General features: G+C 62.3%; 25 protein-coding genes. 15 read left to right on the forward strand and 10 right to left on the reverse strand.

Annotated features, from left to right (window positions below; all coding sequences use genetic code 11):
- The first annotated feature begins 274 nt into the window (after nt 1–274).
- Nucleotides 275–1,960 carry a DEAD/DEAH box helicase gene (locus V8192_RS05045; protein WP_341631953.1) on the forward strand — a complete coding sequence of 562 codons (1,686 nt, stop codon included), beginning with the start codon at nt 275–277 and terminating at the stop codon, nt 1,958–1,960.
- Nucleotides 1,961–2,222: 262 nt separating this feature from the next.
- Nucleotides 2,223–2,489: a PilZ domain-containing protein gene (locus V8192_RS05050; RefSeq protein ID WP_341631954.1), complete on the forward strand. Its 267-nt coding sequence runs from the start codon at nt 2,223–2,225 to the stop codon at nt 2,487–2,489.
- Between the two features lie 40 nt (nt 2,490–2,529).
- On the opposite strand, the gene V8192_RS05055 is transcribed toward V8192_RS05050, so the two are convergent.
- The 3 genes from V8192_RS05055 to V8192_RS05065 form a co-directional block, all read right to left on the reverse strand.
- The gene (locus V8192_RS05055; RefSeq protein ID WP_341631955.1) at nt 2,530–2,712 is read right to left on the reverse strand and encodes a hypothetical protein; all 183 of its coding nucleotides are present in this window, start codon (nt 2,710–2,712) and stop codon (nt 2,530–2,532) included.
- Nucleotides 2,713–2,833: 121 nt separating this feature from the next.
- Nucleotides 2,834–3,031 (reverse strand): hypothetical protein, encoded by a 198-nt coding sequence (locus V8192_RS05060; RefSeq protein ID WP_341631956.1) that lies wholly within the window; start codon nt 3,029–3,031, stop codon nt 2,834–2,836.
- A 147-nt stretch (nt 3,032–3,178) separates the two neighbouring features.
- Nucleotides 3,179–4,246, reverse strand: a complete 1,068-nt coding sequence (locus V8192_RS05065; protein ID WP_341631957.1) for an AI-2E family transporter — start codon at nt 4,244–4,246, stop codon at nt 3,179–3,181.
- 501 nt (nt 4,247–4,747) lie between these two features.
- Between V8192_RS05065 and V8192_RS05070 the strand changes: the two genes are divergently transcribed.
- The 4 genes from V8192_RS05070 to V8192_RS05085 all read left to right on the forward strand — a co-directional run bounded on the left by V8192_RS05070 (nt 4,748) and on the right by V8192_RS05085 (nt 7,004).
- Nucleotides 4,748–5,179: a hypothetical protein gene (locus V8192_RS05070; RefSeq protein WP_341631958.1), complete on the forward strand. Its 432-nt coding sequence runs from the start codon at nt 4,748–4,750 to the stop codon at nt 5,177–5,179.
- Nucleotides 5,180–5,500: 321 nt separating this feature from the next.
- Nucleotides 5,501–5,785: a GlsB/YeaQ/YmgE family stress response membrane protein gene (locus tag V8192_RS05075; protein ID WP_341631959.1), complete on the forward strand. Its 285-nt coding sequence runs from the start codon at nt 5,501–5,503 to the stop codon at nt 5,783–5,785.
- A 110-nt stretch (nt 5,786–5,895) separates the two neighbouring features.
- Nucleotides 5,896–6,297, forward strand: coding sequence for a hypothetical protein (locus tag V8192_RS05080; protein WP_341631960.1), 402 nt, complete (start codon nt 5,896–5,898; stop codon nt 6,295–6,297).
- A 134-nt stretch (nt 6,298–6,431) separates the two neighbouring features.
- Nucleotides 6,432–7,004 carry a hypothetical protein gene (locus V8192_RS05085; protein ID WP_341631961.1) on the forward strand — a complete coding sequence of 191 codons (573 nt, stop codon included), beginning with the start codon at nt 6,432–6,434 and terminating at the stop codon, nt 7,002–7,004.
- Between the two features lie 13 nt (nt 7,005–7,017).
- Here the strand turns inward: V8192_RS05085 and V8192_RS05090 are convergent, their stop codons facing one another.
- Both V8192_RS05090 and V8192_RS05095 read right to left on the reverse strand, forming a co-directional pair.
- Nucleotides 7,018–7,197 carry a hypothetical protein gene (locus tag V8192_RS05090; protein WP_341631962.1) on the reverse strand — a complete coding sequence of 60 codons (180 nt, stop codon included), beginning with the start codon at nt 7,195–7,197 and terminating at the stop codon, nt 7,018–7,020.
- Nucleotides 7,198–7,422: 225 nt separating this feature from the next.
- Entirely contained in the window at nt 7,423–8,568 is a 1,146-nt protein-coding gene (locus V8192_RS05095; protein ID WP_341631963.1) for a hypothetical protein, read from the reverse strand.
- Nucleotides 8,569–8,879: 311 nt separating this feature from the next.
- Between V8192_RS05095 and V8192_RS05100 the strand changes: the two genes are divergently transcribed.
- On the forward strand, nt 8,880–9,179 hold the full coding sequence (locus tag V8192_RS05100; protein ID WP_341631964.1) for a HigA family addiction module antitoxin: 300 nt from the start codon (nt 8,880–8,882) through the stop codon (nt 9,177–9,179).
- Between the two features lie 53 nt (nt 9,180–9,232).
- Here the strand turns inward: V8192_RS05100 and V8192_RS05105 are convergent, their stop codons facing one another.
- On the reverse strand, nt 9,233–9,517 hold the full coding sequence (locus V8192_RS05105) for a hypothetical protein (protein WP_341631965.1): 285 nt from the start codon (nt 9,515–9,517) through the stop codon (nt 9,233–9,235).
- A 174-nt stretch (nt 9,518–9,691) separates the two neighbouring features.
- On the opposite strand from V8192_RS05105, the gene V8192_RS05110 reads away from it, so the two are divergent.
- Nucleotides 9,692–9,892, forward strand: coding sequence for a hypothetical protein (locus V8192_RS05110; protein ID WP_341631966.1), 201 nt, complete (start codon nt 9,692–9,694; stop codon nt 9,890–9,892).
- Between the two features lie 141 nt (nt 9,893–10,033).
- Here V8192_RS05110 and V8192_RS05115 read toward each other — a convergent pair whose 3' ends face one another.
- Together V8192_RS05115 and V8192_RS05120 are read right to left on the reverse strand one after the other, a co-directional pair.
- Nucleotides 10,034–11,200 carry a class I SAM-dependent methyltransferase gene (locus V8192_RS05115; protein ID WP_341631967.1) on the reverse strand — a complete coding sequence of 389 codons (1,167 nt, stop codon included), beginning with the start codon at nt 11,198–11,200 and terminating at the stop codon, nt 10,034–10,036.
- Between the two features lie 118 nt (nt 11,201–11,318).
- The gene (locus tag V8192_RS05120) at nt 11,319–11,552 is read right to left on the reverse strand and encodes a hypothetical protein (protein WP_341631968.1); all 234 of its coding nucleotides are present in this window, start codon (nt 11,550–11,552) and stop codon (nt 11,319–11,321) included.
- A gap of 326 nt (nt 11,553–11,878) precedes the next feature.
- Here V8192_RS05120 and V8192_RS05125 point away from each other — a divergent pair, with 326 nt between their 5' ends.
- From V8192_RS05125 to V8192_RS05145, 5 genes are all read left to right on the forward strand, one after another.
- Nucleotides 11,879–12,619, forward strand: a complete 741-nt coding sequence (locus V8192_RS05125; protein ID WP_341631969.1) for a Crp/Fnr family transcriptional regulator — start codon at nt 11,879–11,881, stop codon at nt 12,617–12,619.
- 110 nt (nt 12,620–12,729) lie between these two features.
- Nucleotides 12,730–13,308, forward strand: coding sequence for a DUF4337 family protein (locus tag V8192_RS05130; protein WP_341631970.1), 579 nt, complete (start codon nt 12,730–12,732; stop codon nt 13,306–13,308).
- Between the two features lie 327 nt (nt 13,309–13,635).
- A complete protein-coding gene (locus tag V8192_RS05135) occupies nt 13,636–13,851 on the forward strand; it encodes a hypothetical protein (RefSeq protein WP_341631971.1) in 216 nt (71 codons plus the stop codon).
- 50 nt (nt 13,852–13,901) lie between these two features.
- Nucleotides 13,902–14,213: a hypothetical protein gene (locus V8192_RS05140; protein WP_341631972.1), complete on the forward strand. Its 312-nt coding sequence runs from the start codon at nt 13,902–13,904 to the stop codon at nt 14,211–14,213.
- Nucleotides 14,210–14,668, forward strand: coding sequence for a GreA/GreB family elongation factor (locus V8192_RS05145; protein WP_341631973.1), 459 nt, complete (start codon nt 14,210–14,212; stop codon nt 14,666–14,668). The genes V8192_RS05140 and V8192_RS05145 overlap by 4 nt, the downstream gene beginning before the upstream one ends.
- A 64-nt stretch (nt 14,669–14,732) precedes the next feature.
- Here the strand turns inward: V8192_RS05145 and V8192_RS05150 are convergent, their stop codons facing one another.
- On the reverse strand, nt 14,733–15,791 hold the full coding sequence (locus V8192_RS05150; RefSeq protein WP_341631974.1) for a TIGR03032 family protein: 1,059 nt from the start codon (nt 15,789–15,791) through the stop codon (nt 14,733–14,735).
- A 142-nt stretch (nt 15,792–15,933) separates the two neighbouring features.
- Here V8192_RS05150 and V8192_RS05155 point away from each other — a divergent pair, with 142 nt between their 5' ends.
- Both V8192_RS05155 and V8192_RS05160 read left to right on the forward strand, forming a co-directional pair.
- Nucleotides 15,934–18,360 carry an FG-GAP-like repeat-containing protein gene (locus V8192_RS05155; protein WP_341631975.1) on the forward strand — a complete coding sequence of 809 codons (2,427 nt, stop codon included), beginning with the start codon at nt 15,934–15,936 and terminating at the stop codon, nt 18,358–18,360.
- A 269-nt stretch (nt 18,361–18,629) separates the two neighbouring features.
- Nucleotides 18,630–19,226, forward strand: coding sequence for a hypothetical protein (locus V8192_RS05160; protein WP_341631976.1), 597 nt, complete (start codon nt 18,630–18,632; stop codon nt 19,224–19,226).
- Nucleotides 19,227–19,336: 110 nt separating this feature from the next.
- On the opposite strand, the gene V8192_RS05165 is transcribed toward V8192_RS05160, so the two are convergent.
- Nucleotides 19,337–19,957, reverse strand: coding sequence for a DMT family transporter (locus V8192_RS05165; protein WP_341631977.1), 621 nt, complete (start codon nt 19,955–19,957; stop codon nt 19,337–19,339).
- Nucleotides 19,958–20,054 lie beyond the last annotated feature (97 nt).

A 20,054-nucleotide genomic window follows, 5' to 3' on the forward strand; every position in this document is an offset into this window, starting at 1 on the left:
GATCATTATCGGGCTATCCGCGGTCTACGGAGGACGAAATTGCGAGGTCTCGAAGAGCGGTCCATTCGATCAGCTGTTGCAGGGGCACAAATATGTCCCGACGCGTGCTGGGAAGTTCGCCTGCAGAGAGGTGAATTGGCGTCCGAGCAACCGGGGCTGAACCACCCCATTCGCCACTGTCGCTGATTTTCACCGGCGATGCGTGAGGGCCAGCCCCGCTGCACAAGCGGTGTCAGGGCTATCGGCTCCTGCAAGAGGCGAGTAGGGCCCGGCGATGCTGCATCCCCAGATACCCACTGCCCTTGCCGAAGCATTCGACCAGCGCGGATACAAGGAACTCACTCAAGTCCAATCGGCAGTGATTGCTGAAGAGGCAGACGGCCGTGACCTGATCGTCTCTTCGAGGACCGGTTCGGGCAAGACGGTCGCCTTTGGCCTCGCAATGGCGCCGGCACTTCTGGAAGGCGAAACCGCCCGGATCACGAGGGCTCCCCTTGCCTTGATCATCACTCCGACGCGGGAGCTTGCGATCCAGGTGAGCAAAGAGCTCCAGTGGCTGTATGCAAATACCGGCGTGCATGTGGTCACCTGCGTCGGGGGAATGGATCCGATGAAGGAGCGGCGCGCGCTCTCGCGCGGGGCGCACATCGTCGTCGGCACGCCCGGTCGTCTGAGAGACCACCTAGAGCGCGGCGCACTCGACCTTTCATCACTGCGCGTTGCCGTCCTCGACGAAGGGGACGAGATGCTGGACATGGGCTTTCGAGAGGAACTGGAAGAGATCCTCGATGCGACACCCCGAACCCGCCGAACATTGCTCTTCTCTGCAACGATGCCGCGCCCGATCGTCGCACTGGCCAAACGCTACCAGAAAGACGCCCTTCGCATCGAGACACTCGGCGACAGGGAAGCGCATCAGGATATCGCGTACCAGGCCGTCGCGGTGCCACCCACCGACATTGAGCATGCGGTGGTCAATCTCCTTCGCTTCCACGAGGCCGAAACGGCGATCCTGTTCTGCGCCACGCGCGATGCCGTGCGGCGCTTGCATGCGAGCCTGACGGAACGCGGATTCGATGCCGTTGCCCTCTCCGGCGAGCACAGCCAGAACGAGCGCAATCAGGCCCTGCAGGCGCTACGCGATCAGCGCGCGCGGGTGTGCGTTGCGACCGACGTTGCAGCGCGCGGTATCGATCTTCCATCGGTGTCGCTGGTCGTCCATGTCGAGCTTCCGCGCGATGCCGAAGCGCTTCAGCATCGCTCCGGCCGGACCGGCCGTGCCGGGCGCAAGGGCACTGCGGTGCTGATTGTTCCTTACCAGCGCCGCAAGAGGGTGGAGGCGATGTTGAAGGGCGCCAGGATAGACGCGCAGTGGATCTCTGTTCCGACTGCGGCTGCAATCCGGACGAAGGACCGTGAACGCTTGCTGGCAATGCTATCCGAGCCGGTGAAGCTTGATGACGAGGACCGCGAACTTGCAGCGCAGCTGATGGAGAAACTTTCAGCGGAGGACATCGTCGCGGCCCTGATCCGGTCGCTCCGAGCCGAATTGCCGGCCCCGGAGGACATTCTGGTGACCGGCCGCAGAGACGAGCGGGCTTCGGAAGGGGGCCATCGCGGCGGCTTCGAGGACGCAACCTGGTTTCGCCTCAATGCAGGTCGCCGCCACAATGCCGATCCGCGCTGGCTCCTGCCTCTCATCTGCCGCTACGGCCATGTCACGAGGGCCGAGATCGGTGCCATCCGTCTTGCCGCCAACGAGAGCTACTTTCAGGTGAGCGAACGAGCGACGGCTGGCTTCATCAAGGCGCTTCGCCGCGCTGCCATCGCGCCGGAGGATCAGGGCCTCGTGATCGAGCTGGCCGAGCCGCGGGAGGGGAAGTCCGCCTATCGCCCGGAGCGGGCGCACGAGAAGCCCAATCCAAAGAAGGTGCGCCATGCGAGAAAGGGCCAGTTTTGATGTCTGCCGTTCGATCGCGCCCAACCGGAACGAAATGCGAAATTAGAAATGCATCTCTGAGGGCTTGGATGAGGTCCTTTTCGAAGGATTTCTGCGAGGGGTCTTTCCGTACTGCTGGGGACCGTATCTTCGATTTTTCGGGCCGACACTAGGTCGGCTCCGACGCGATGCGTACTCCATCCGATTGATTTAAATGGTAAAATCCGAAACGGACGAAAGGTTAGTCATCGTTTCAAGGACCATCCTTAGTCAGTGCATTGAAATGACAGGGACAACAAAGTGTCGGACGGCCGGCTGGGTCAAGCGAGCAGACAGGCTGCCGGTCCATCTGACAGGCATGCTCCACCTCAGCGACGGCAGGAAGATCGGAGTTGTGGTCACCGACATGTCCGCCGAGGGCTGCAAGGTGAGCGCGCATCATCTCCTGCCGATCGGCGCGATCGTGCAGCTGCTGATGCCAGGGCAGGACCTGATGCCGGCAAGCATTCGCTGGTCGATGCTCGGCAAGGCAGGGCTCTTCTTTCTATAGGGTAGCGAACCTGGAGATTGCCCGGACCGGTGGCCGCGTCCTATTCGATTTCTTCGAGCGGGAAAAAGAGCCGCTCGTGGCGCGAGGTCATGTGCCTCACCCGGGTCTCATATTGTTCGGCCATTAGCTGGTGAGCAACGCGCGCCCGCGAATCCCGCACCTGAAGGGCGGCGGTTCTCTCCTGCGAAGCACGCAGGAGGAAGTAGCTAAGGTCGCTCGTCACTGCGGCCCCGGCAAGAAGAGAAGGATATGCCGATTGCGACTCACGGGGACGTCGTAACAGCTGCAGCCAACTAACAAAATGACCTATGTCAGCTTTCAACGGCGCATCGTTGCGGCGCTGCTCAGGCCTGGCGGCGCTCGGCCTCGAGCTGCGCAACGAGGCGCTTGCCCTCCCAGATTTCGCACTTTGATCCAAAGCCGGCTTTCTTCGTGCTTGCGACGGCGTCCTCGTCGCTCGCCGCCTTGACGAAATCAGCGCTCACCACATTTCGCTCCATGTCGAATGAGTAGACGCGGTAGATTTTTGAAAGCTTGGACACGTGCGCATACTCCTCGCCAGCGGGAGCACGAGCAACGTCTCTCGGTCACCGCTGCGCTGGAAGCCTTGCACGGTGATGCATCCCCCTTACGCGCCGTCAGCTGAATCCAGGAATAACGTGGGTTATCGAAAGGCAGGGTCGAAAATTCTATCGACCGTCAGGTTCTTGTTCGCCTCGCTGGCGGAATACCGGCTTGCCATCGTTCGACAGCATTGCTGCCACCCATCTCGTACTCGGGAACTGGGTGAAGACCATCATCGACATCAAGGTCATCGGCACCGCGAGAAAGGCGCCGGGCAGACCCCAGAGCCAGCTCCAGAAGGCAAGGGAGAGAAGCGTTGCGACGGGATCGATATTCTGCGTGTGCGCCTGAAGGCGCGGATAGATGAGGTTGCCAACGATCGTCGCGACGACCTGGATGACGAGGAAGATCGTGATCGCCTGCCAGACCGTCTTGAACTGGATCAAGGCAAAGAGGCTCGGCGCGATCGACCCGACAGTGACGCCGATATTGGGGATGAACGTCAGCAGGAAGAAGATGACTGCCCAGAAGAGCACGTTGTCGAGGCCGACCGCCAGCATGACGGCGGTGGCCGCCGCGGTGAGAATGACGCCGGTGATCGTCTGCACCCAGACATAGGTCTCGATGTCGGCCGCAATGCGCGCGATCGTCGCCTTGATCGCGCTCGCCCGGGACGATGATCCTGCGGCTCGCTCAACCTTCTCGGCGATGCGTTTGCGGCCGGCGAGCATGAAGCCGAAGTAGACCACCATCAAAAGGAGGCCGGAGAAGAGTCCCTGCATTCCCGAGAGCAGGAACCCGGCGACATCGGCGACGGTCACCTTGCCTAGGATCGCGCTGATGTGGAGCGGCTCATGAAGGTGGAGCGAAAGGCCGAACTGGACCGAGATTTCATCCAGTCTCACGAGGAGCGCGGGTCCTTGCGCGACCATCTTGGCGGCGCCCTGCGCCATGATGAAGATGCCGGTGGACGCCGTCGCGATCACGACCAGTCCGGCAAGCAGCGACACGGCCCAGGCGGGAGCGGCGGACCAGCGGTTCTGGATGAAGCGGACAAGCGCGTTGACGAGGACCGCAAGGACGAAGGCAATGACGAACGGGATGATGATCGAAGCAAGGAAATAGAGGAGCGCGACGGCGGCCCCCATCCCGGTGACGATTTGCGCGACAGCAATGGTGCGGCTCTGAGGCATGTGGACCGGTTGAAATTAACTCCTGCGTCCTGAAAGTCGCGTGGAATCTCATTCCAGAGCCGCGGCGCAAGAACGCCTGGCTGGTGCGGCCAGGGAAAATCGCATCGTCATCGCCCTGGAAGGCAGTAATCCACAGATATACTCACCAGTTGATCCACAACTATCTCGTATGCACCCGCTTTTAGCGCTGGCGCAGGCGAAGAAGCTTGCTATGGTCTCTTTGTGCTTAGGAACTCGAAAGAGAACCCAAGCATGGAACCCCGGCAGCTTCGGTTGCCGGGGTTTACTCGTTTATGGGCAAGCTAAAGGCTCGCTTTCGACCCTTTCAGCCATCGAGCGCCCACGCTGTTTGAAGTGGTCTGCGCTCCCGCCCCACAAGATCGACAAGCTCTCTTACGGCGTCCGGTTGAACCAACTGGATATATTGTCGAGCCACCCATCACGAAAAACCGGCCACGGGTCTGCTTTCCCAGCGCAGGCGGACATCAGACGTCAGCAACCATGTCCACCGCGAGTGGTTCTTGCAGCGCCGACTGGGACGATCACGGTCGCGCCGGCGCAGTCAACCCGATGGGGGCCGCGGGCGACCATATTGGGAGGCTCATCATGACTATAGGCAAGACCTTGTTGCTGGCGGCCGTACTGGCCGCTGCACCATTTGCAGTCTCGGCTGCCAATGGCCAAAGCCAGCACCGCGATATGACCAACACGACCAACACGACCATGCAGCAGCAACAGCCCGACCGCGCGACGAGCGATCGCAGCCGGACCGGCATGCGCGACATGCGCGACCGCGATATGCGCGATCAGCACATGCGCGACCGCGATCACCGGGACATGCGTCATTATGGCTGGCGCCGCGGGCACCACTACGGCTGGCGGCATTGCACGATGAGGTGGCATCACCATCGCCGCGTCCGCGTCTGCCGCTAAGGCGCTAAGCCTAAGGAGCCCGCTCGCGTCGGCATGATGCGAGCGGGCGAACGCCTACGCATCCGCAAGGACGCTTGGTGAGGAAAGCTGCTGCGATCCGCTGCAGCGCCCAGGGGCGGAATATTTGCACCTCACCTGCATCACCCTGGTTCTGCAAATGCGGAGTGCGGCTAACGTCCGCTTTCTGGCGGAGAGACCGACGAGCGCCGAGAAACGAAATACCGCTGCAGTGCAGCGCGTCCTGCTGAGAACGGCAGCTAGGAACGGCAATGTCACGGAAGCGTTGCCGGAGGTGTTGATGCGAAAAAGGGGAGCTGACCAATGCACATCTCGAACCAGAGCCTATTGGTCATATTGCTGGTGGGCATCGTTGCCGGCTGGCTCGCCGGTCGCCTGGTTCGGGGAGCCGGTTTCGGAATCATCGGCGACCTTGTTGTTGGAATAGTTGGCGCATTTATTGGCAGTTGGTTGTTGCCCCGGCTTGGTATTCACCTTGGTAGCGGCATCGTCATGGCGATCGTCAACGCCACCATCGGAGCGATAATATTGCTCGTCATCGTGAGACTGATTGGAGGAGGAGGTGCTGGCTGGCGAAGGCGCTGGTAAGGCAGTCGCTGTCTTTCCTGCCGGGCGACAGTGCGTGGCCTCGCCTCGCTAAGCGATCAAATTGAGGTTTTTTTTCCGTCTTGCAGAGAAAATCTTCGCGGATGCCCTATGTGATCAAAGCCGAGATCAAGGATCCAAAATCCAGGGTCTTCGAATTTGCTGCCGCAAAGACGATGTATGGGGGAAGGCGCATCGGCGAGGGGGACATAGCGTTCCTGTTCGCGAGCGAGAATGAGGGCGGGTCAGGCCTCTTCGCCCGGACTATTGTGACCTACGCCGCGGCGGTCCCCAGGGTTCAAGGTGCAGCGAGGCAGACGCCGCGCATGGACGTGAGGGCCGAGCACACGGCGATCGCAAAGCGGCCGCTGGGACGTGCGGAGCTCAGGCACTTCAAAGCCTGGGATGACGGACGGGCCGAGACGGAGCTCAACTTCAAGCTTTACCGGCAGGCCACCAACAAGATCGTCGGAATTTCGGAGGAGACCGCGCGCTTCCTCGAAGGCTTCTTCTAGCAGCGCCTTTTCGGGATTCAGTCATGGCGTTAGCGGCAGTCCGTGCATCGGGGCGGCTGAACTTTCGCTCGGACAGGCTGACCGGAGTCTCAAGCCCGTTCTATCCTGACTTTCGACGAAAGAGGGGGATCATTATGCACCATATCGTGCGCGGCCTTGTACTTGCCTTCGCCGGCCTTTCGCTGAGTATTGTCGGATCATCGCTCGAAGCGCAGCAAAGTCCGCCCGATCCCTCGACGACGCAGGATTCCAGTCAGCCCGCAACATCGGTTCCCCCCGCCCCGCCGCCCCCAAGGGACGTTGCTCCGCTCCCGCCGCCGTTTCCGCCAATGCCAAGGTCGCGGCCAAGCCACCGATGGGTCGATGTCAGCGGACATCACGGTTCGCGCGCGCAGCATCACGCCAGGCAGGCGTCTCATCGCAAGGTCCACGCGTCCGAGCGGCGCTCGCGCGGGGCACATGCATCGCATCGGCGCGGGCATGCGGCTGCCAGCGCCGTGCAGCCTTCGGTCCGGCTCATGCGCCGCTGCCACAAGATGAGTTACACGCAGATCATGCGAAACGGCAGCTGCCGCGACCTGATGCGACAGGATCTTGCAGCAGCCACTCATCGTCATTCGGGACATTCGCATCCGCAACGAAGCAAGCCGCATCGTGCGCACACGGTACGCAAGCACCATCATGTGACGAGACATCGCAGCAGATAGGGGCGGCGTCAGTTCAGCGCAGTTTGGCGATCGTCAAACGGTCTGCCTTGGCGCGGTCCTTCACCGACTCCTCGCTTCGAGTGAGTGCCTTGGCGATGGCGCGCAGGGACATGCCTTTGCGGGCGAGCGTGTGAAGCTTCTGGATCTCGTCCTGCCGCCAAGGCTGCCGATGCCGCTCAAACCGCTCGCTCATGAATCTCCCCTTGGCTGATCGATAGCACAGGTTGGTAAGAGGGTGCCGGGTTTTCGGACAGGGGCCGCTTGCGGGCCAGCCTTCGGGCCGTCCCGGCGAGGAAGAAGTCTTCGTCCTCATGTCCAGAAAAAAGGCGGCGGCATCCCTCAAGACGCCGCCGCCATTCGTCTTTAGTCCTTGATGACAGACAGCTTCAGCGGCTTGTCCGCTGCCGCTGTCGTACCTCTACAATCCGCGTAGCGTCGTGCTGGTGGTGACCGTTCCCCCGGACGCGGTCAGCATGCTTGGTGCAAGCGAATAGGTGCGCCCGTTGGTCCCCTGGATGAGGACCCGCGTGATCACGCCGTTCGCGGTGACGACGCGGGTGACCGTGCCGACCTGCGCGCCGTTGCTGAACAACGGCATTCCGACGCTGACGCCGGTGAGCGTCGACGTCGCTCCGCCAGCAAGAACGCTGTGCGAGTTCGCATGCGCGATACCGGTCGCAGAAGCATGCAGCGGCCCCTGGCTGTTCAGCCGCCGCTGGCCGTTCGTTGCCATTGTGGTCGTGGTCGCAGTTGAGGCGCTGGCAAGAACGCTGTGCGAGTTCGCATGCGCAATACCGGTCGCCGACGCATGCAACGGACCCTGGCTGTTCAGCCGGCGCTGGCTGTTCATCGCCGTAGATGTCGTGGTTGTCGCGGCGGAGCCGCCAGCAAGGACGCTATGCGAGTTTGCATGAGCGATGCCCGTTGCGGACGCATGAGCAGGACCCTGGCTGGTGGCCCGTGCCTGGACATTCATCGGCGAGGCATTGATCCCGTTGAGGCGCGCCGTCGTGGAAAGGGTGCCGCCATTAAGGCTCAGCTTGCTTGCCGGAACCGCGTAGAGCCCGCCATTGGTACCCTGAACGATCACGACGGCCACTGAGCCGTTGCCCTTGGTTCGTATTTGCTGGACTGTGCCGACGGCCACTCCGTTCGAGAACAATGTAGTGCCAGTCGTGAGACCGCTCAGCGCGCCGCTGGAAACGGTCGTGGTCGAGCTGGTGCCGGCGAGAACACTGTTCTGATTGGCGTGGTCGATCCCCGTTTGCGAGGCATGCTGGAGCGCCCGACTGTTGATCCGCGACGCATCGCGGTTCTCAACGCCAACGCTATTTGCGTCTGCGCTCGTCCCACCCCGCAAGCCGACGTCACCGATGCCGCCAAGGCCGCCCATGCCGCGGCTGCCGGCATCCATGCCGCTGCCGCCGCCAAGACCGCCGCCATTGCCCATCAGGCCGCCGCGCCCTTCGCCGCCGCCGCCACCACCACCGCCTGGATGAGCGATCGCAGCTGCAGGAATCATCGCAGCGCCTGCAAGGGCGCAAATCATTACATTACGGATCATGATCGACCTCCGGTTTTCACTTGTATGAAACTACCCCAAGCGAAACGAGCAGGAAGACGCACGGTTCGTTAGATTACCTGAAGTTCATTGGTTAACGCCGAACCGAGCGGACGGGTCGACAGTTAGTTGGATCCTTTCGACCAGGTGAAACCCACCAAGATCGCTATGGGCCCAAAGGGCTAGGTGACGACCCTTCCGAAGGATAACTATCGGCGCCCGTCTGCCGGAGTTAATGGGCCACCGTGACAAGCCGGGGGAGCTTGTCAGGCCGGGTCGATAGGTCGTCGTTCCAACCGCTCGGGAACAGGACAGTGACCGCCAAAGTCAGCAACGGCTGCCCACGCCCACCACATCTGCTTGTCCGCGAGCGATTGCTTCAGGGCGGCCGGTCGCAGGCAATGATTGCTCGGGCGCTAGGCATGTCGGATGCGCGCCTCAGCATGCTTCTCAACGGCCGTTTTCGAATAACTCCAGAAACGGCCTTAAGACTTGCGCACGTCACCAATACGCCAGCTCGATATTGGCTGAAGTTGCAGATGGACTATGACCTGTTTCATGTCCGCAAGCGGCTCGGGCCTGAGCTGAAAAAACTAGGGTCGCTCGCGGCCTAGTTACGTCACCGGCGGCGCAGGATCGGCATCCGTCTCGCGACAGATGCTCGATGCTAGCCCGGGAACTTGAAGACGAAGCTGACGCCGGGATTACGCGTCGGCACGGGCTCCTGTTCGATCCTGACGCTGTGTGTGTTGCGGCCCAGCATGGGAGCAAGACCGACCCCCAAGTGCACATTGGGTGCAAGTTCATCCTGGGCAATCATCCCGTCATGGACCGGCGATGCGGAACTGAACTGCGGCATCGCGGAAATCGCAAAGCTGGGCGCTGGAGAAGACGCTGCGGTGTCCAGCTCAAGGCCCCGCGCATCCGCGGAAAACGAAACTACAAGCGGCACAGCGCCAGCCGCCGCAAGCCACACGCGCATCTATGTCCCTTCCCATACTTGCAAGGGTTCAACCGGCGCACTTCGCAATGAGTTCCAGAGAAGTGGGAGCGTTGCGGATCATTTGGGGACAGGTTGCCGCCATTCCCGTTGCGCACAGGCGAAACTGCGAGCAATCATCGAAAGATGCGGAAGCTCATATTGGAGACCGCCCGATGGCTCTTTGCGGGGCTTGCACTCATGTGCATCCTTGCCGTGTCGCTCCTCGATCTTCGAAGCGGACCTGCCCTTGCGCTCTTCGTCCTGTTCCTCCTTTTCGGCGCCCTTGCAGCACTCCTTTCGCTCCAGCTGCCGTTTCCAGGGTTTACCCGCAAGAGGTGGTGGTAGCGCCGAGGTGCCCGAGCTTCGGTGAGGGCGTCCGATCGAGAGCGCGTAACTGCGCCAGCTCCGGACGCGGCTAACGCGAGTTCCAGCTTGGTGAAACGAGCGACTTCGCGCTCGTGACTCCGAAGCTTGCTCAGAGGACTGTTACTGCCGCGCCATCGCAAAGCTTCCGAAGGCATATTGGAAACGGTCGAGGATCACGAGATCGCGAATGATCTGGATGACGTCGGGCGCTGCGACCACGACGAGGCCGCTCTTGCCCTTGGTCAACTGGTTGAGTTCGCCGCGCGGCGTCCGGTCCTCTCCCGGAAGGACCAACTCCTCCTTGATGTCGATCCCTGCTTGCTCAAGGTCGCCTCTCACGAGCGAGAGCAGCGGCTCGCGTCCAATAAGCAAAACCGGCTCATTGGTTCGCCGGATATATTCGATGTCGCGTTCACGAACCCGCGCGAACGCCTCCTTGCGCGGGAGGAGCTGCGGCAGCGGCCGCTCGAAGCGGACCGGCTCGATCGGCCTTGGCGCTGAACGGAAGAAGCAGGTCCGAAGCCGCGGGATCTTGGGATTGTCCTTGACGGTCTCGTGGTGGGGAAAACCGAGCTTTGCCATGAGGGCGATCGCGCTTTGGTGGGATAGCCAGACCGAGTTCGAATTTCCGATTCCCGAGCGAGGCCCCCGGCGAAGGCCGTCTCCCTGGCGTTCCGCGGTGTTTCCGGGCTCTGCGAAATCGATCACGTCGAGTTCGAGACCCTTGTAGTCGAGCTTGTACGCATTGCCGTATTTGGCGGCGAACTTGGACCTTTGCAGTTCCGCTTCGCTCCGCGGCGCATGACCGGTGTCGAGATAGACGAACAGCCTTGCGTTCTCCGCGCAGCGTTCAAGGCAGCTGACCGGGTCTTCGAGATGGTAGAGAATGCCCGCATTGAAGATGCCGTCCACGGGGCGGTAGGTCGAGGCGTCGTTGACGTTGCCGACCGAAAAGTGGGTCCGGTCGAAGCCCAGGATGGACTTGATGACCTCGGCCCTTCGGATCCCGTCCTCGCGTCCTTCGACGCCGTAAACGGTCGATCCCATCTGGGATATCTCGAAGGTCGTCGAGCCCTCGCTGCACCCCAGGTCGAGAAACGAGCAGTCGGCCCAGTCCCGGTCGCGCACGCGGTTGAAGTGGGTGAGAAATTCCAGCGCGCGGTCGCCCGTGATGTCGGTTGCGTGCTCGGGGTAGGGAGTCCCGTCCGGAAGAGCGACGCCGAGCTTGTTGTGGGAGATACCAAGATCATAGATCGCATCGACGCTTTTCTCGTCCGCAAGTACCACCTGGCTCGCTCCCCTTGTCGCTCAAATGCCTGAAACCCAAGGCCTATCGCGCGCCCCCTCGTTGCGCAACCGCGGCATTCCCAAGGGTAGGGGTGTCTTGCCCTGGCAGGCTCCAGGCCTAGGCGAGCTGTTCCTTCACCAGCAGCAATGCCGAGCGGATTTCCCTCCTGACGGAGCGGAGGCATTCGACATTGCGGGGCGAGGGGGCCGGCTCTGCGCGAAGCGCCCGCTCGACGAACCGGTCGGCGATCTGCAGTGCGTGGAGCACCTCGAGCAGGATGTTTCGCTCCCCGAAGGCGGGTCGGTGCCGCGCTCCCTCGCCAGCTCGGGATGGGAGCGGATCGTGTGCCACGGCTCTCACCGCGGGGACGAAGATGGCTGGCGCGATGCAAGGACCTGCGATGCGTGCATCGCACAAAGGATCGATCCGGAGATGATCAGGTCCGCCGCGCGCGGGCACCCTTTCACCGAACAGGCGGGGAGATTGGGCTTGTTCATGACGCGACGTCACCACGCTGGTAGGAGCGGTCGCTCCCTTCGATCGGCTATATCCGTCCTATCGTCTGCGGACCGGGACGAATACTGCCGTGCGTTAGTATTTTGGTTTGATTGGCACAGCTAGGCTCGCCTGGCACGGGCGGGCGGCCCTCCTTGTCTCAACGGGAAAGATTGCGCGGCGTGGACAGCATCTGGTTGCGTCGATTGTCGGAATTCGTCACCCCGACGGGGGACGAACTCGCCGCGCTCGAAGAAGCCAAGCAGTCCCGGCGGGAATACCGGCGCAACCAGTCGATCACGCTCGAGGGGAGCTGCGTCAGGGAAGTGTATTTTGTCGTCGAGGGATGGGTCGGGGGCGTGCTCGAAGTGAATTCCGGGCGCAAGCAGCTGGCGAAACTCTACCTGCCGGGCGATCTTGCGGGCCTTCCCAGTATCGCGTTCACCAATGCTGCCGAAGGACTGGTCGCGATTACCAGGGTGACGCTCGACGTCATTCCGCTCAACCGGCTGGCGCTTCTCTTCGAGCGGGCGCCGCGCCTTGGGCTGATGCTGTTCGTGACCTCGCAGCAAGAACGGGTAATGCTGATGGACCAGCTGGCGGTCGTGGGCCAATCGAGCGCGATCCAGAGAGTGGCCGCGCTCCTCGTCCACGTTTACCGCCGCCTCGGCGTGCTCTCCCCCGAGGGCGGCGATCTCATCGACTGGCCGCTCTCTCAGCAGCGCGTTGCACAGGGCGCCGGGCTTAGCGCAATCCACGTCAACAGGACCTTCCGCGAACTCATCCGAAGAGGCCTCATCGCGCGCGAAGGCAAGCGGATCCGCATCCTTGATATCGAGAGCCTCGTCGAACTGTCCGCTTTCCCCGAGCGGCGGACCTTGAAGGAGCCCCGCTGGCTTGCCTCGGCCTCCTCGAAGGGGTGAAGGCTTTCGCTCGCGCAGGCGACAGGCCGGAGCGGCTTACCAAGAATTCACTTAACCCCTGCGCCGCCTCATGGGACCAGTCCCATCCTTTAGCGTACAAAGAGGGTCCGATGGTCGAACCAGGCGATGCCAAGGAACTCATCGAAGAGGCAATCGAGGAAGCAGAGAAGGTCGATCACGCCGAGCGCCTGATCGAGAAGCGCTTCAGGAACCAGGTATCCATCCTCGTTGGACTGTTCGCGGTCCTCCTTGCGATCATTCACGTCGCCGCTGCGGGGAACGCCCGGGAAGGGGTCCTCAAGACCATCGAGGCGTCCGACACCTACAACTACATGCAGGCCAAGATCATTCGCGAGGCAATCCTCAAGACGGCGGCGAGGCAGCCCTCGCTCTCGCCCGATGTCAGAGCATCCATGCTGACGGACGCGCAGAAGCTGCGCAATCCAGACAAGGCAGGTCACGGGATCTTGCAGCTTCAGCCAAAGGCGGATCAGCTCCGCGACGAGGGGGAGCAAGCCTCCCGGAAAGGCGAATGGTATGAATTCGCCGAAACCGCGATGCAGGTCGCAATCGTCCTTCTCTCGATCGCGTTGGTTGCTCGTTCGTGGGCGATCGTCGCCGGCGCCGCCTCGCTTGCGGGCGCCGGGTTGCTAATAGCGCTCGCGACTGCTGGCGGTCTCCTCGCCTAGAGAGGATGGGGTTCTTCGCGTTCGTCGTTTGCGGCAAGGGGCGTGGTCAACGCCTCTTGATAAGCAATGCCGCTGGTCCATATTGATCTTATGGCCGAGCATCCTTCCTTCGAACGGTCTCAGCTGCACCCAGGTAGCAGCACCGCACGACTCTAGCGCCCTAGGCGTCCCGGCACCTATGGCCGGACAGGCGCGCGCTTAGGGTCTCCCAGCAGAACAGCGCTTCAACACTTCAAGAAGTGCATTTCCATTCAATTGGGCGAGCCGCTCTCGATCGCGGCGCGAATGTTTGCGCGCCGCTTGGGCGCTCGCCGGGAGAGAAGTCCTGTGGTTACACAGCGTTTCGCGGTCGAGTTCGATCGCCGCACCGTCGGGATCGCAGTGCGCGTTCCGGGCGGCTTCATGTTCTACGCATCCAGCGACGAATTCAATCAGATGGATGGCCGCCTGTTTCCCCGTGCCCGCGCGATCGAGCGCGAGCTCAAGAGGATCGCGAGGCGGCAAAGGCGGGTGGGGGCCCTCAAGGAGCCTGCACTTGCCTAACCGCTCCTTGCGGCACGCCAATCCATTCACGTTCATCGGAGTTCAAAGAAATGACTTATGTTTCCAAAAGCCAGGCGAGCGCCGCCGTACCGCTCCAGCCGCATGAAGTTGCGGATCTTCTTTCGCGCTATCCCAGCGTCTCGGGGGAGGAGGAGCGGCAGATACTGACATTCCTGCGCCGCGGGCGGCATCTCGATGTGGGTCTCCTGACCAGCAACGAGCGCCTCAGACCCAAGCTCGACGCCTTCTTCGAAGATCACAAGGCGCACTTCAAGCTCAAGTGGGCCGAGGGCGCCGCGGCCGTTGGCGGCATCGCAGCGCTGATCGCCATCCTGTGGCTCGTGTGGGAGGCCTTCGCATGACATCGCCAGTGAGCGGGCGGGCTCATCCGCCCTCACGCCGCCAATCGCCGCGGCCGCCCATCCACCTTCTCGCCGCCGAGTCCGATCTCGTCGCCGATCTTGCGATTGCGGCGGAGCACAGGCTCCCCCTCGTTGCTGCAATGCTCCTCGAAGAGATCGAGCGAGCCGAGCTTCATTCGGCCGGCGACATGCCGCCTGGCCACGTCAGGCTCAACAGCCTGGTGACCTTCTACGACGAGAAGTCGCGGCGCATGCGCGAGCTCCAGCTCGTCCTGCCGGCGATCGCCAATATCGCGGAGGGGCGGATTTCCGTCCTGACGCCGGTTGGAGCCGCCCTTTACGGACTTGGCGAAGGAGCATGCATCAGCTGGCCCGATCTCGACGGGAACGAACGCCCGATCAGGATCATGCGGGTTGATGCGCCGCCGGGCGAGAGCGGGATCCCTTCCAACTGAGCTCGCCCGTTTCCTGGTGGGGGCTCGTCGCCCAGGCGTATCCGATGGGCGTTTAAGAGCCCCCTCATTCCTCGATCGAGATCACGTAGCGGACCTCATCGCTCTTGAAGCCGACGATCGAGGGGCGGGAGACACCCGGCAATATCGCGACGTCGTAGAGTTCCCGGACCACGCCCTCGATCCGGACCCAGGCGCTCATGTCTCCGCGTTCAAGGTCGATGACCGCAAGTCCGCAGCGCGGCTCGGTGTCGCGTGACTGCAGTGCGTCATCGAGGGGTAGACCGGAGAAGGTCCTGTCGTCCCTCGAGAGTGAAAGCCCGATCACGGCGTGGTTGCCGACGAACGCCAGTCCGCGTGCATAGCCCGGGCAGAAAGCGACCGGTTGAAAGCTGCAGGACTTGAGATCGACGAAACCGAACTCGCCAGCGCCCGAATTCAGCACCCACAGGCGTTCCTTGCTGAGGCGGGGCGAGTGCGGCATCGAAAGACCGCTCGCGACAATTTCCCCGCTGGCGATGTCGATCAGGATGCCGCCGTCGACCCGGCGGTCCCGCCAGCCATCGCCGACATCGGAACGGGAGACGGCACTCGCGTAGCGTGGTTCGCCGTCCTCGACCGCAAAGCCGTTGAGGTGACAGCGGTCCTCGGGCGCGAGGCGGGAGACGAACGGGGGCTTCCACAGCGGCCTGAAGCTGTGCCCATCGGAAACCCCCGCAATGCAGGAAAAGAGGGTGTTGACGAAGATCGGCCGCCCGTCCGTTGCAAATGCGACGTCGTGGGTGTCGAGGTCGCCCGTTACCCACGCCGCGTGGGGCGCATAGAGCGCGTCGATCCCGCCGCTCGCGGCTTCGCCGCCCAGGAGCACATTGTCGAAACGGTGGATCTGATATTGAGTGGCGAGCGCGATCGTCCGCCCGTCCTTGCTGATCCCAAGGCCCATGCTGCGCGCAAACGTTCGCTCGAAGACCGATAGCCGGCCCTCTGGAGTGAGGCCGAGGAAAAACAGCTTGCCCGCCTGGTAGGTGGTGAAGGCGAGCGCGCTTCCGGTTGATTTCAGCCACTGCGGAAAATCGCGAGAACAGGTGAGCAGAAATTTCTCGTCACTGGGCTCATCGGTTACCAAAAATACTCTCCTGAAACGGGCGGCGCCCGCAGCGCTTATCCAAAGTAAAGGCCAAGACAGCTTAATCGGCTATATTAATACAGGATTCGGGGGTTGATGGTAAACGTGGTATAAACCCACGACTCTACAGGGGGCTATTACGATGTCCGCGCTAGTGGACCTCGCTGCACTTGGCACGCGCGATATGGCCGTCCAAGGCGATGCGACGAACGACCGTGCAGGTCTTAGCATTTCGGGCGCTGGCGATTTCAACGGCGACGGGTTCGCCGACTTCATCATCGGCGCCAAATACAACGACGTCGGCGGGACGGATTCGGGCAGTGCCTACGTAATCTACGGGCACGCCGGCGCTCTTGGATCCATCGATCTTAGCAACCTTTCCCCAAGCCAGGGCCTGAGGATCCAGGGGGATGCACCGGGTGATCTTGCGGGAATGTCCGTTTCTGGCGCGGGGGACGTCAACGGCGATGGTTTCGCGGACGTTGTGGTCGGCGGAGACCGGCTCGTTGGCCAGTTCGGCTATGGCGACACTCCGCTCGCCTACGTGGTATTCGGCAGATCGGCTCAGTCCGGGACGATCGACCTTACCGGCCTTTCGCCCGCGGACGGGTTCAAGATCACCGGTCCGTTCGAGTCGTCCTACTACCGCTTTGGTACGGTCAGCGTTTCCAAGGCCGGCGACGTCAACGGCGACGGCTTCGATGATATCATCATCGGCACCCAATATGGGGCTCCCGGGCACACCTACACGGGCGCGGCCTATGTCGTCTTTGGAAAGGCGGGCGGCTTCACCGATATCAATCTTGGAACGCTTGGAGCGGACCAGGGCTTTGTCATCAGGGGAGCGGCAACCGGCGATGAAGCGGGGACGAGCGTTTCGGCTGCGGGCGACATCAATGGCGATGGCTTTGCCGACATCATCATCGGCGCTCCTGGCTCGGATCTCGGCGGAACCAATGCCGGGGGTGCCTACGTAGTTTTCGGGAAGGCCGGCGGTTTCGGGACGATCACGCTTTCCGATCTTGCTCCCCCGACGGGCTTTGTGATCATGGGCGATGCCCCCAACGACAGGGCAGGCTCGAGCGTTTCGAGTGCCGGGGACGTCAATGGCGATGGTTATGACGACCTCATCATCGGTGCGCCCCTGAACGATTCCGGCGGAGCCGACGCGGGCGCTGCTTATGTGATCTTCGGCAAGCCAGGCGGCTTTGGCACGATCGACCTTTCGAACCTCGGCTCCGCAGGCTTCAAGATCCAGGGCGATGCGGCGGGCGACGAGGCCGGCTACAGCGTTGCCGGCGCGGGGGACGTCAATCACGATGGCTATGCCGACGTGATCATTGGCGCCATCTCCAACGACACAGGGCGGATGGATGCGGGCCGCGCCTACGTGATCTTCGGCAAGGCCGCCGGCTTTGGAACGGTCGACCTTACCAATCTTTCCCCGACGCAGGGCTTCATCATCCAGGGAGCAGCTGCCGCCGACTTTGCCGGATGGAGCGTTTCTGGAGCAGGAGATACCAACCGCGACGGGTTTGCCGACGTTGTCGTCGGAGCGCCCTTCAATGCCAGCGGCGGGCAAGCTGCCGGCGCTGGCTATCTGGTTCTAGGCACCGGCATATTGACCTCGCCGCTCGGCCACGCCGCCGACTTCAACGGCGACGGGCGCGATGACGTCCTGTGGCGAAGCGGCAGCGGGCGGGTGACCGACTGGCTTGGCCAGGCGAGCGGCGGCTTTGCCACAAATTTCGGGAGCGCCGACGCCAATGCCGGCCTCAACTGGCACGTAGCTGCGATGGATGACTTCAACGGCGATGGCCGCGGCGATCTCCTGTGGCGCAGCGCCAGCGGCGATGTGTTCGGCTGGCTGGGCCAGGCAAACGGGGGCTTCCTCAACAACTCCTCGAACTTCTACGTCAACGTGGATCCGAGCTGGCAGATCGCTGCAAGCGGCGACTTCAACGGCGATGGCCGCGGCGACCTCCTGTGGCGCGACGCTTCGGGCCGGGTAACCGATTGGCTCGGCCAGGCGAGCGGCGGGTTCGTCAGCAACTTTGCCAATGCCGACGCCGCCGCGGGCCTCGACTGGCATATCGCCGCGACCGGTGACTTCAACGGTGACAATCGCACGGACATCCTGTGGCGCAACGACAACGGCGACCTCTTCGATTGGCTGAGCCAGCCGGGCGGCGGCTTCCTCAGCAATTCGGTGAGTTCCTACGTCCACATCGACACGAGTTGGCAGGTGGTCGGAAGCGGCGATTTCAACGGTGATGGCCGCGACGACATCCTCTGGCGCGACAATACGGGCCGCGTCACCGACTGGCTCGGTCAGGCAAACGGCGGCTTTGTCACCAACTTTGCCAACGCGGACGCCAATGCGGGCCTTCGCTGGCAGATCGTCTCGACCGGTGATTTCAACGGCGACGGGCGCGACGACATCCTGTGGCGCAATGACAATGGTGATCTCACCGACTGGCTGGGCCAGGCAAACGGCGGTTTTTCGAGCAACGTCGGCAATGCTTATTACGGCGTCGACCACAGCTGGAACGTTGTCGGGATTGCCTGAGGCCTGCAACGCTTTGAAGCGGTTGTCCTCGCGCACTCATCCAGGAGACTAGGGGGTCGGGCGGGCGTCGCCACCGTTCGAAGCCAAGGTCATCAGGCAAGATCGAGCGCTGCACTCGCCTGGCGTCCAATGAGGATCATTGCGCCCTTCCGCCGTCGGTGCACCAATGTCACTGCTCCATTCACCATCTCGCTTAAGAGCGCTCTTGCAAATGCCTGCTTAAGCCCCTCGCCGCTCCCTCAAAGAGCGCGTTAAACAGGGGATTCTTGATGAAGACTGTTACCAAGCTTGCGGCTGCATTCGCGGTCGCAACGGCAACTTTAGCAACTCCGGCATTTGCCGATAAGCCGGTCGAGCTCAGCGCTTCGCAGCTCGGCGCGATCCAGGCCCGCCAGTACAATGTGTCTTCGGACGTCGCGTTCAAGGCGGCGATCTCGACCCTTCAGTCCATGGGCTACATGGATATCCAGGCCAGCAAGGATGCAGGCACCATCGAGGGCGTGACCGAGTCCAAGGCGAAGATCATCTACAATATCTTCTGGGGCTTCGGGAAAAAGAAGCTGACACAGAAGGCCGCCGTGCTCGTCGAAGATCATGGGCCCGCCGGAACGCTCGTGCGCCTGAATCTCTTGGTCGCGCAAACCAAGGCTCGCGGCATCTTCGGTCACTCGTTTTCGGACGGCCAGATGGTCAAGACCGCCGAGCCCTACAACGACTTTTTCGCAGCGCTCGATGCCGAGGTGAAGGACCGGGCGCTTCGCTATGTGCAGACGCCAAAGGCAGCTGCTGCTGCAGCGCAAGCAGCGGAGCCTGGCAGTCCGGCGCTGACCGCATCGCCCGCGCTCGCTAGCCCGGGAAGCCGATAGTCGAGAGACTCTAAAAGAACCGTTCAATTGCAGGGGAGGAGTGAGCGGCGATCGCCAAAGGCGCCGCCGCTCATTTTCCACAAGCCGGCAAATGACCAGGATCTGAGCCTCTATTGCGGGGCCTCGCCTGCAAGGTTGCCAGGCTCTTCGTCAGCGCTGCTGTTGGCGAGCGGAACGCCGGCGCGATCGGGCGTTTCCTTGGCCGCGTCCGGCTCCCGGACTTTCGGCATCTGCTCAGGAATGGCGACGGAACCGCCTTGCGTGCCGGTTCCGGCCCTTGCGCCATCGAGGCTGATCGAACTCGCCTCTGTCCCGGAGTTGAGGTTCACGGGCACGACCGCGCTCGTGGCCGCATCCATGTTCGCGTTATCCGCCGGGTAATTCTCATCGACGTTCACCGCGACAGATGGCGACGAGCGCAGGTCCATCAGCGTATAAAGGCTGCTCGCAGCGAGGAGGCCAAGGACCACCATCAGCGCCCAGTCGCGCCTTGGCTTATTGGGCCGCCGCGCCGGGAACAGCAGCCAGGCCGCGACTGAACATAATAGCAATGTTCCGATCGCGCCGTTGCGTTTGAACGTGACGATGGTGCTGCGGAGGTATTCGGTTCCTTGCGCGACGGTAGTCCCCTGCGGGCTCATCATGAGACCGATGGCCCAGGTAATGGCTGCAGCAAGAAGAAGGACGGCGCCCATGAACATCCGGGCGCGGCCGATGCCGCGGTTCTTCAAATCTGATCCCTCGTTCCATTGGGTAAGACTTCCGGGGGAAGACTTCAGAGGCGGCGCTGGTTCCCTCGATTAGCTCCCTGTGCCTTTTTGAGGAATG

The sequence above is a fragment of the Sphingomonas agri genome, from assembly GCF_038148795.1.
Lineage (GTDB): Bacteria > Pseudomonadota > Alphaproteobacteria > Sphingomonadales > Sphingomonadaceae > Sphingomicrobium > Sphingomicrobium agri.

Bases quoted from the DNA above. Each gene is read 5' to 3' on its own strand.
- V8192_RS05075 (WP_341631959.1), top strand. From the start codon at position 5,501: ATGCACATCTCGAACCAGAGCCTATTGGTCATATTGCTGGTGGGCATC.
- V8192_RS05090 (WP_341631962.1), bottom strand. From the start codon at position 7,197: ATGAGCGAGCGGTTTGAGCGGCATCGGCAGCCTTGGCGGCAGGACGAG.
- V8192_RS05085 (WP_341631961.1), top strand. From the start codon at position 6,432: ATGCACCATATCGTGCGCGGCCTTGTACTTGCCTTCGCCGGCCTTTCG.
- V8192_RS05110 (WP_341631966.1), top strand. From the start codon at position 9,692: ATGCGGAAGCTCATATTGGAGACCGCCCGATGGCTCTTTGCGGGGCTT.
- V8192_RS05095 (WP_341631963.1), bottom strand. From the start codon at position 8,568: ATGATCCGTAATGTAATGATTTGCGCCCTTGCAGGCGCTGCGATGATT.
- V8192_RS05140 (WP_341631972.1), top strand. From the start codon at position 13,902: ATGACTTATGTTTCCAAAAGCCAGGCGAGCGCCGCCGTACCGCTCCAG.
- V8192_RS05045 (WP_341631953.1), top strand. From the start codon at position 275: ATGCTGCATCCCCAGATACCCACTGCCCTTGCCGAAGCATTCGACCAG.
- V8192_RS05145 (WP_341631973.1), top strand. From the start codon at position 14,210: ATGACATCGCCAGTGAGCGGGCGGGCTCATCCGCCCTCACGCCGCCAA.
- V8192_RS05050 (WP_341631954.1), top strand. From the start codon at position 2,223: ATGACAGGGACAACAAAGTGTCGGACGGCCGGCTGGGTCAAGCGAGCA.
- V8192_RS05130 (WP_341631970.1), top strand. From the start codon at position 12,730: ATGGTCGAACCAGGCGATGCCAAGGAACTCATCGAAGAGGCAATCGAG.
- V8192_RS05160 (WP_341631976.1), top strand. From the start codon at position 18,630: ATGAAGACTGTTACCAAGCTTGCGGCTGCATTCGCGGTCGCAACGGCA.
- V8192_RS05070 (WP_341631958.1), top strand. From the start codon at position 4,748: ATGTCCACCGCGAGTGGTTCTTGCAGCGCCGACTGGGACGATCACGGT.
- V8192_RS05155 (WP_341631975.1), top strand. From the start codon at position 15,934: ATGTCCGCGCTAGTGGACCTCGCTGCACTTGGCACGCGCGATATGGCC.
- V8192_RS05065 (WP_341631957.1), bottom strand. From the start codon at position 4,246: ATGCCTCAGAGCCGCACCATTGCTGTCGCGCAAATCGTCACCGGGATG.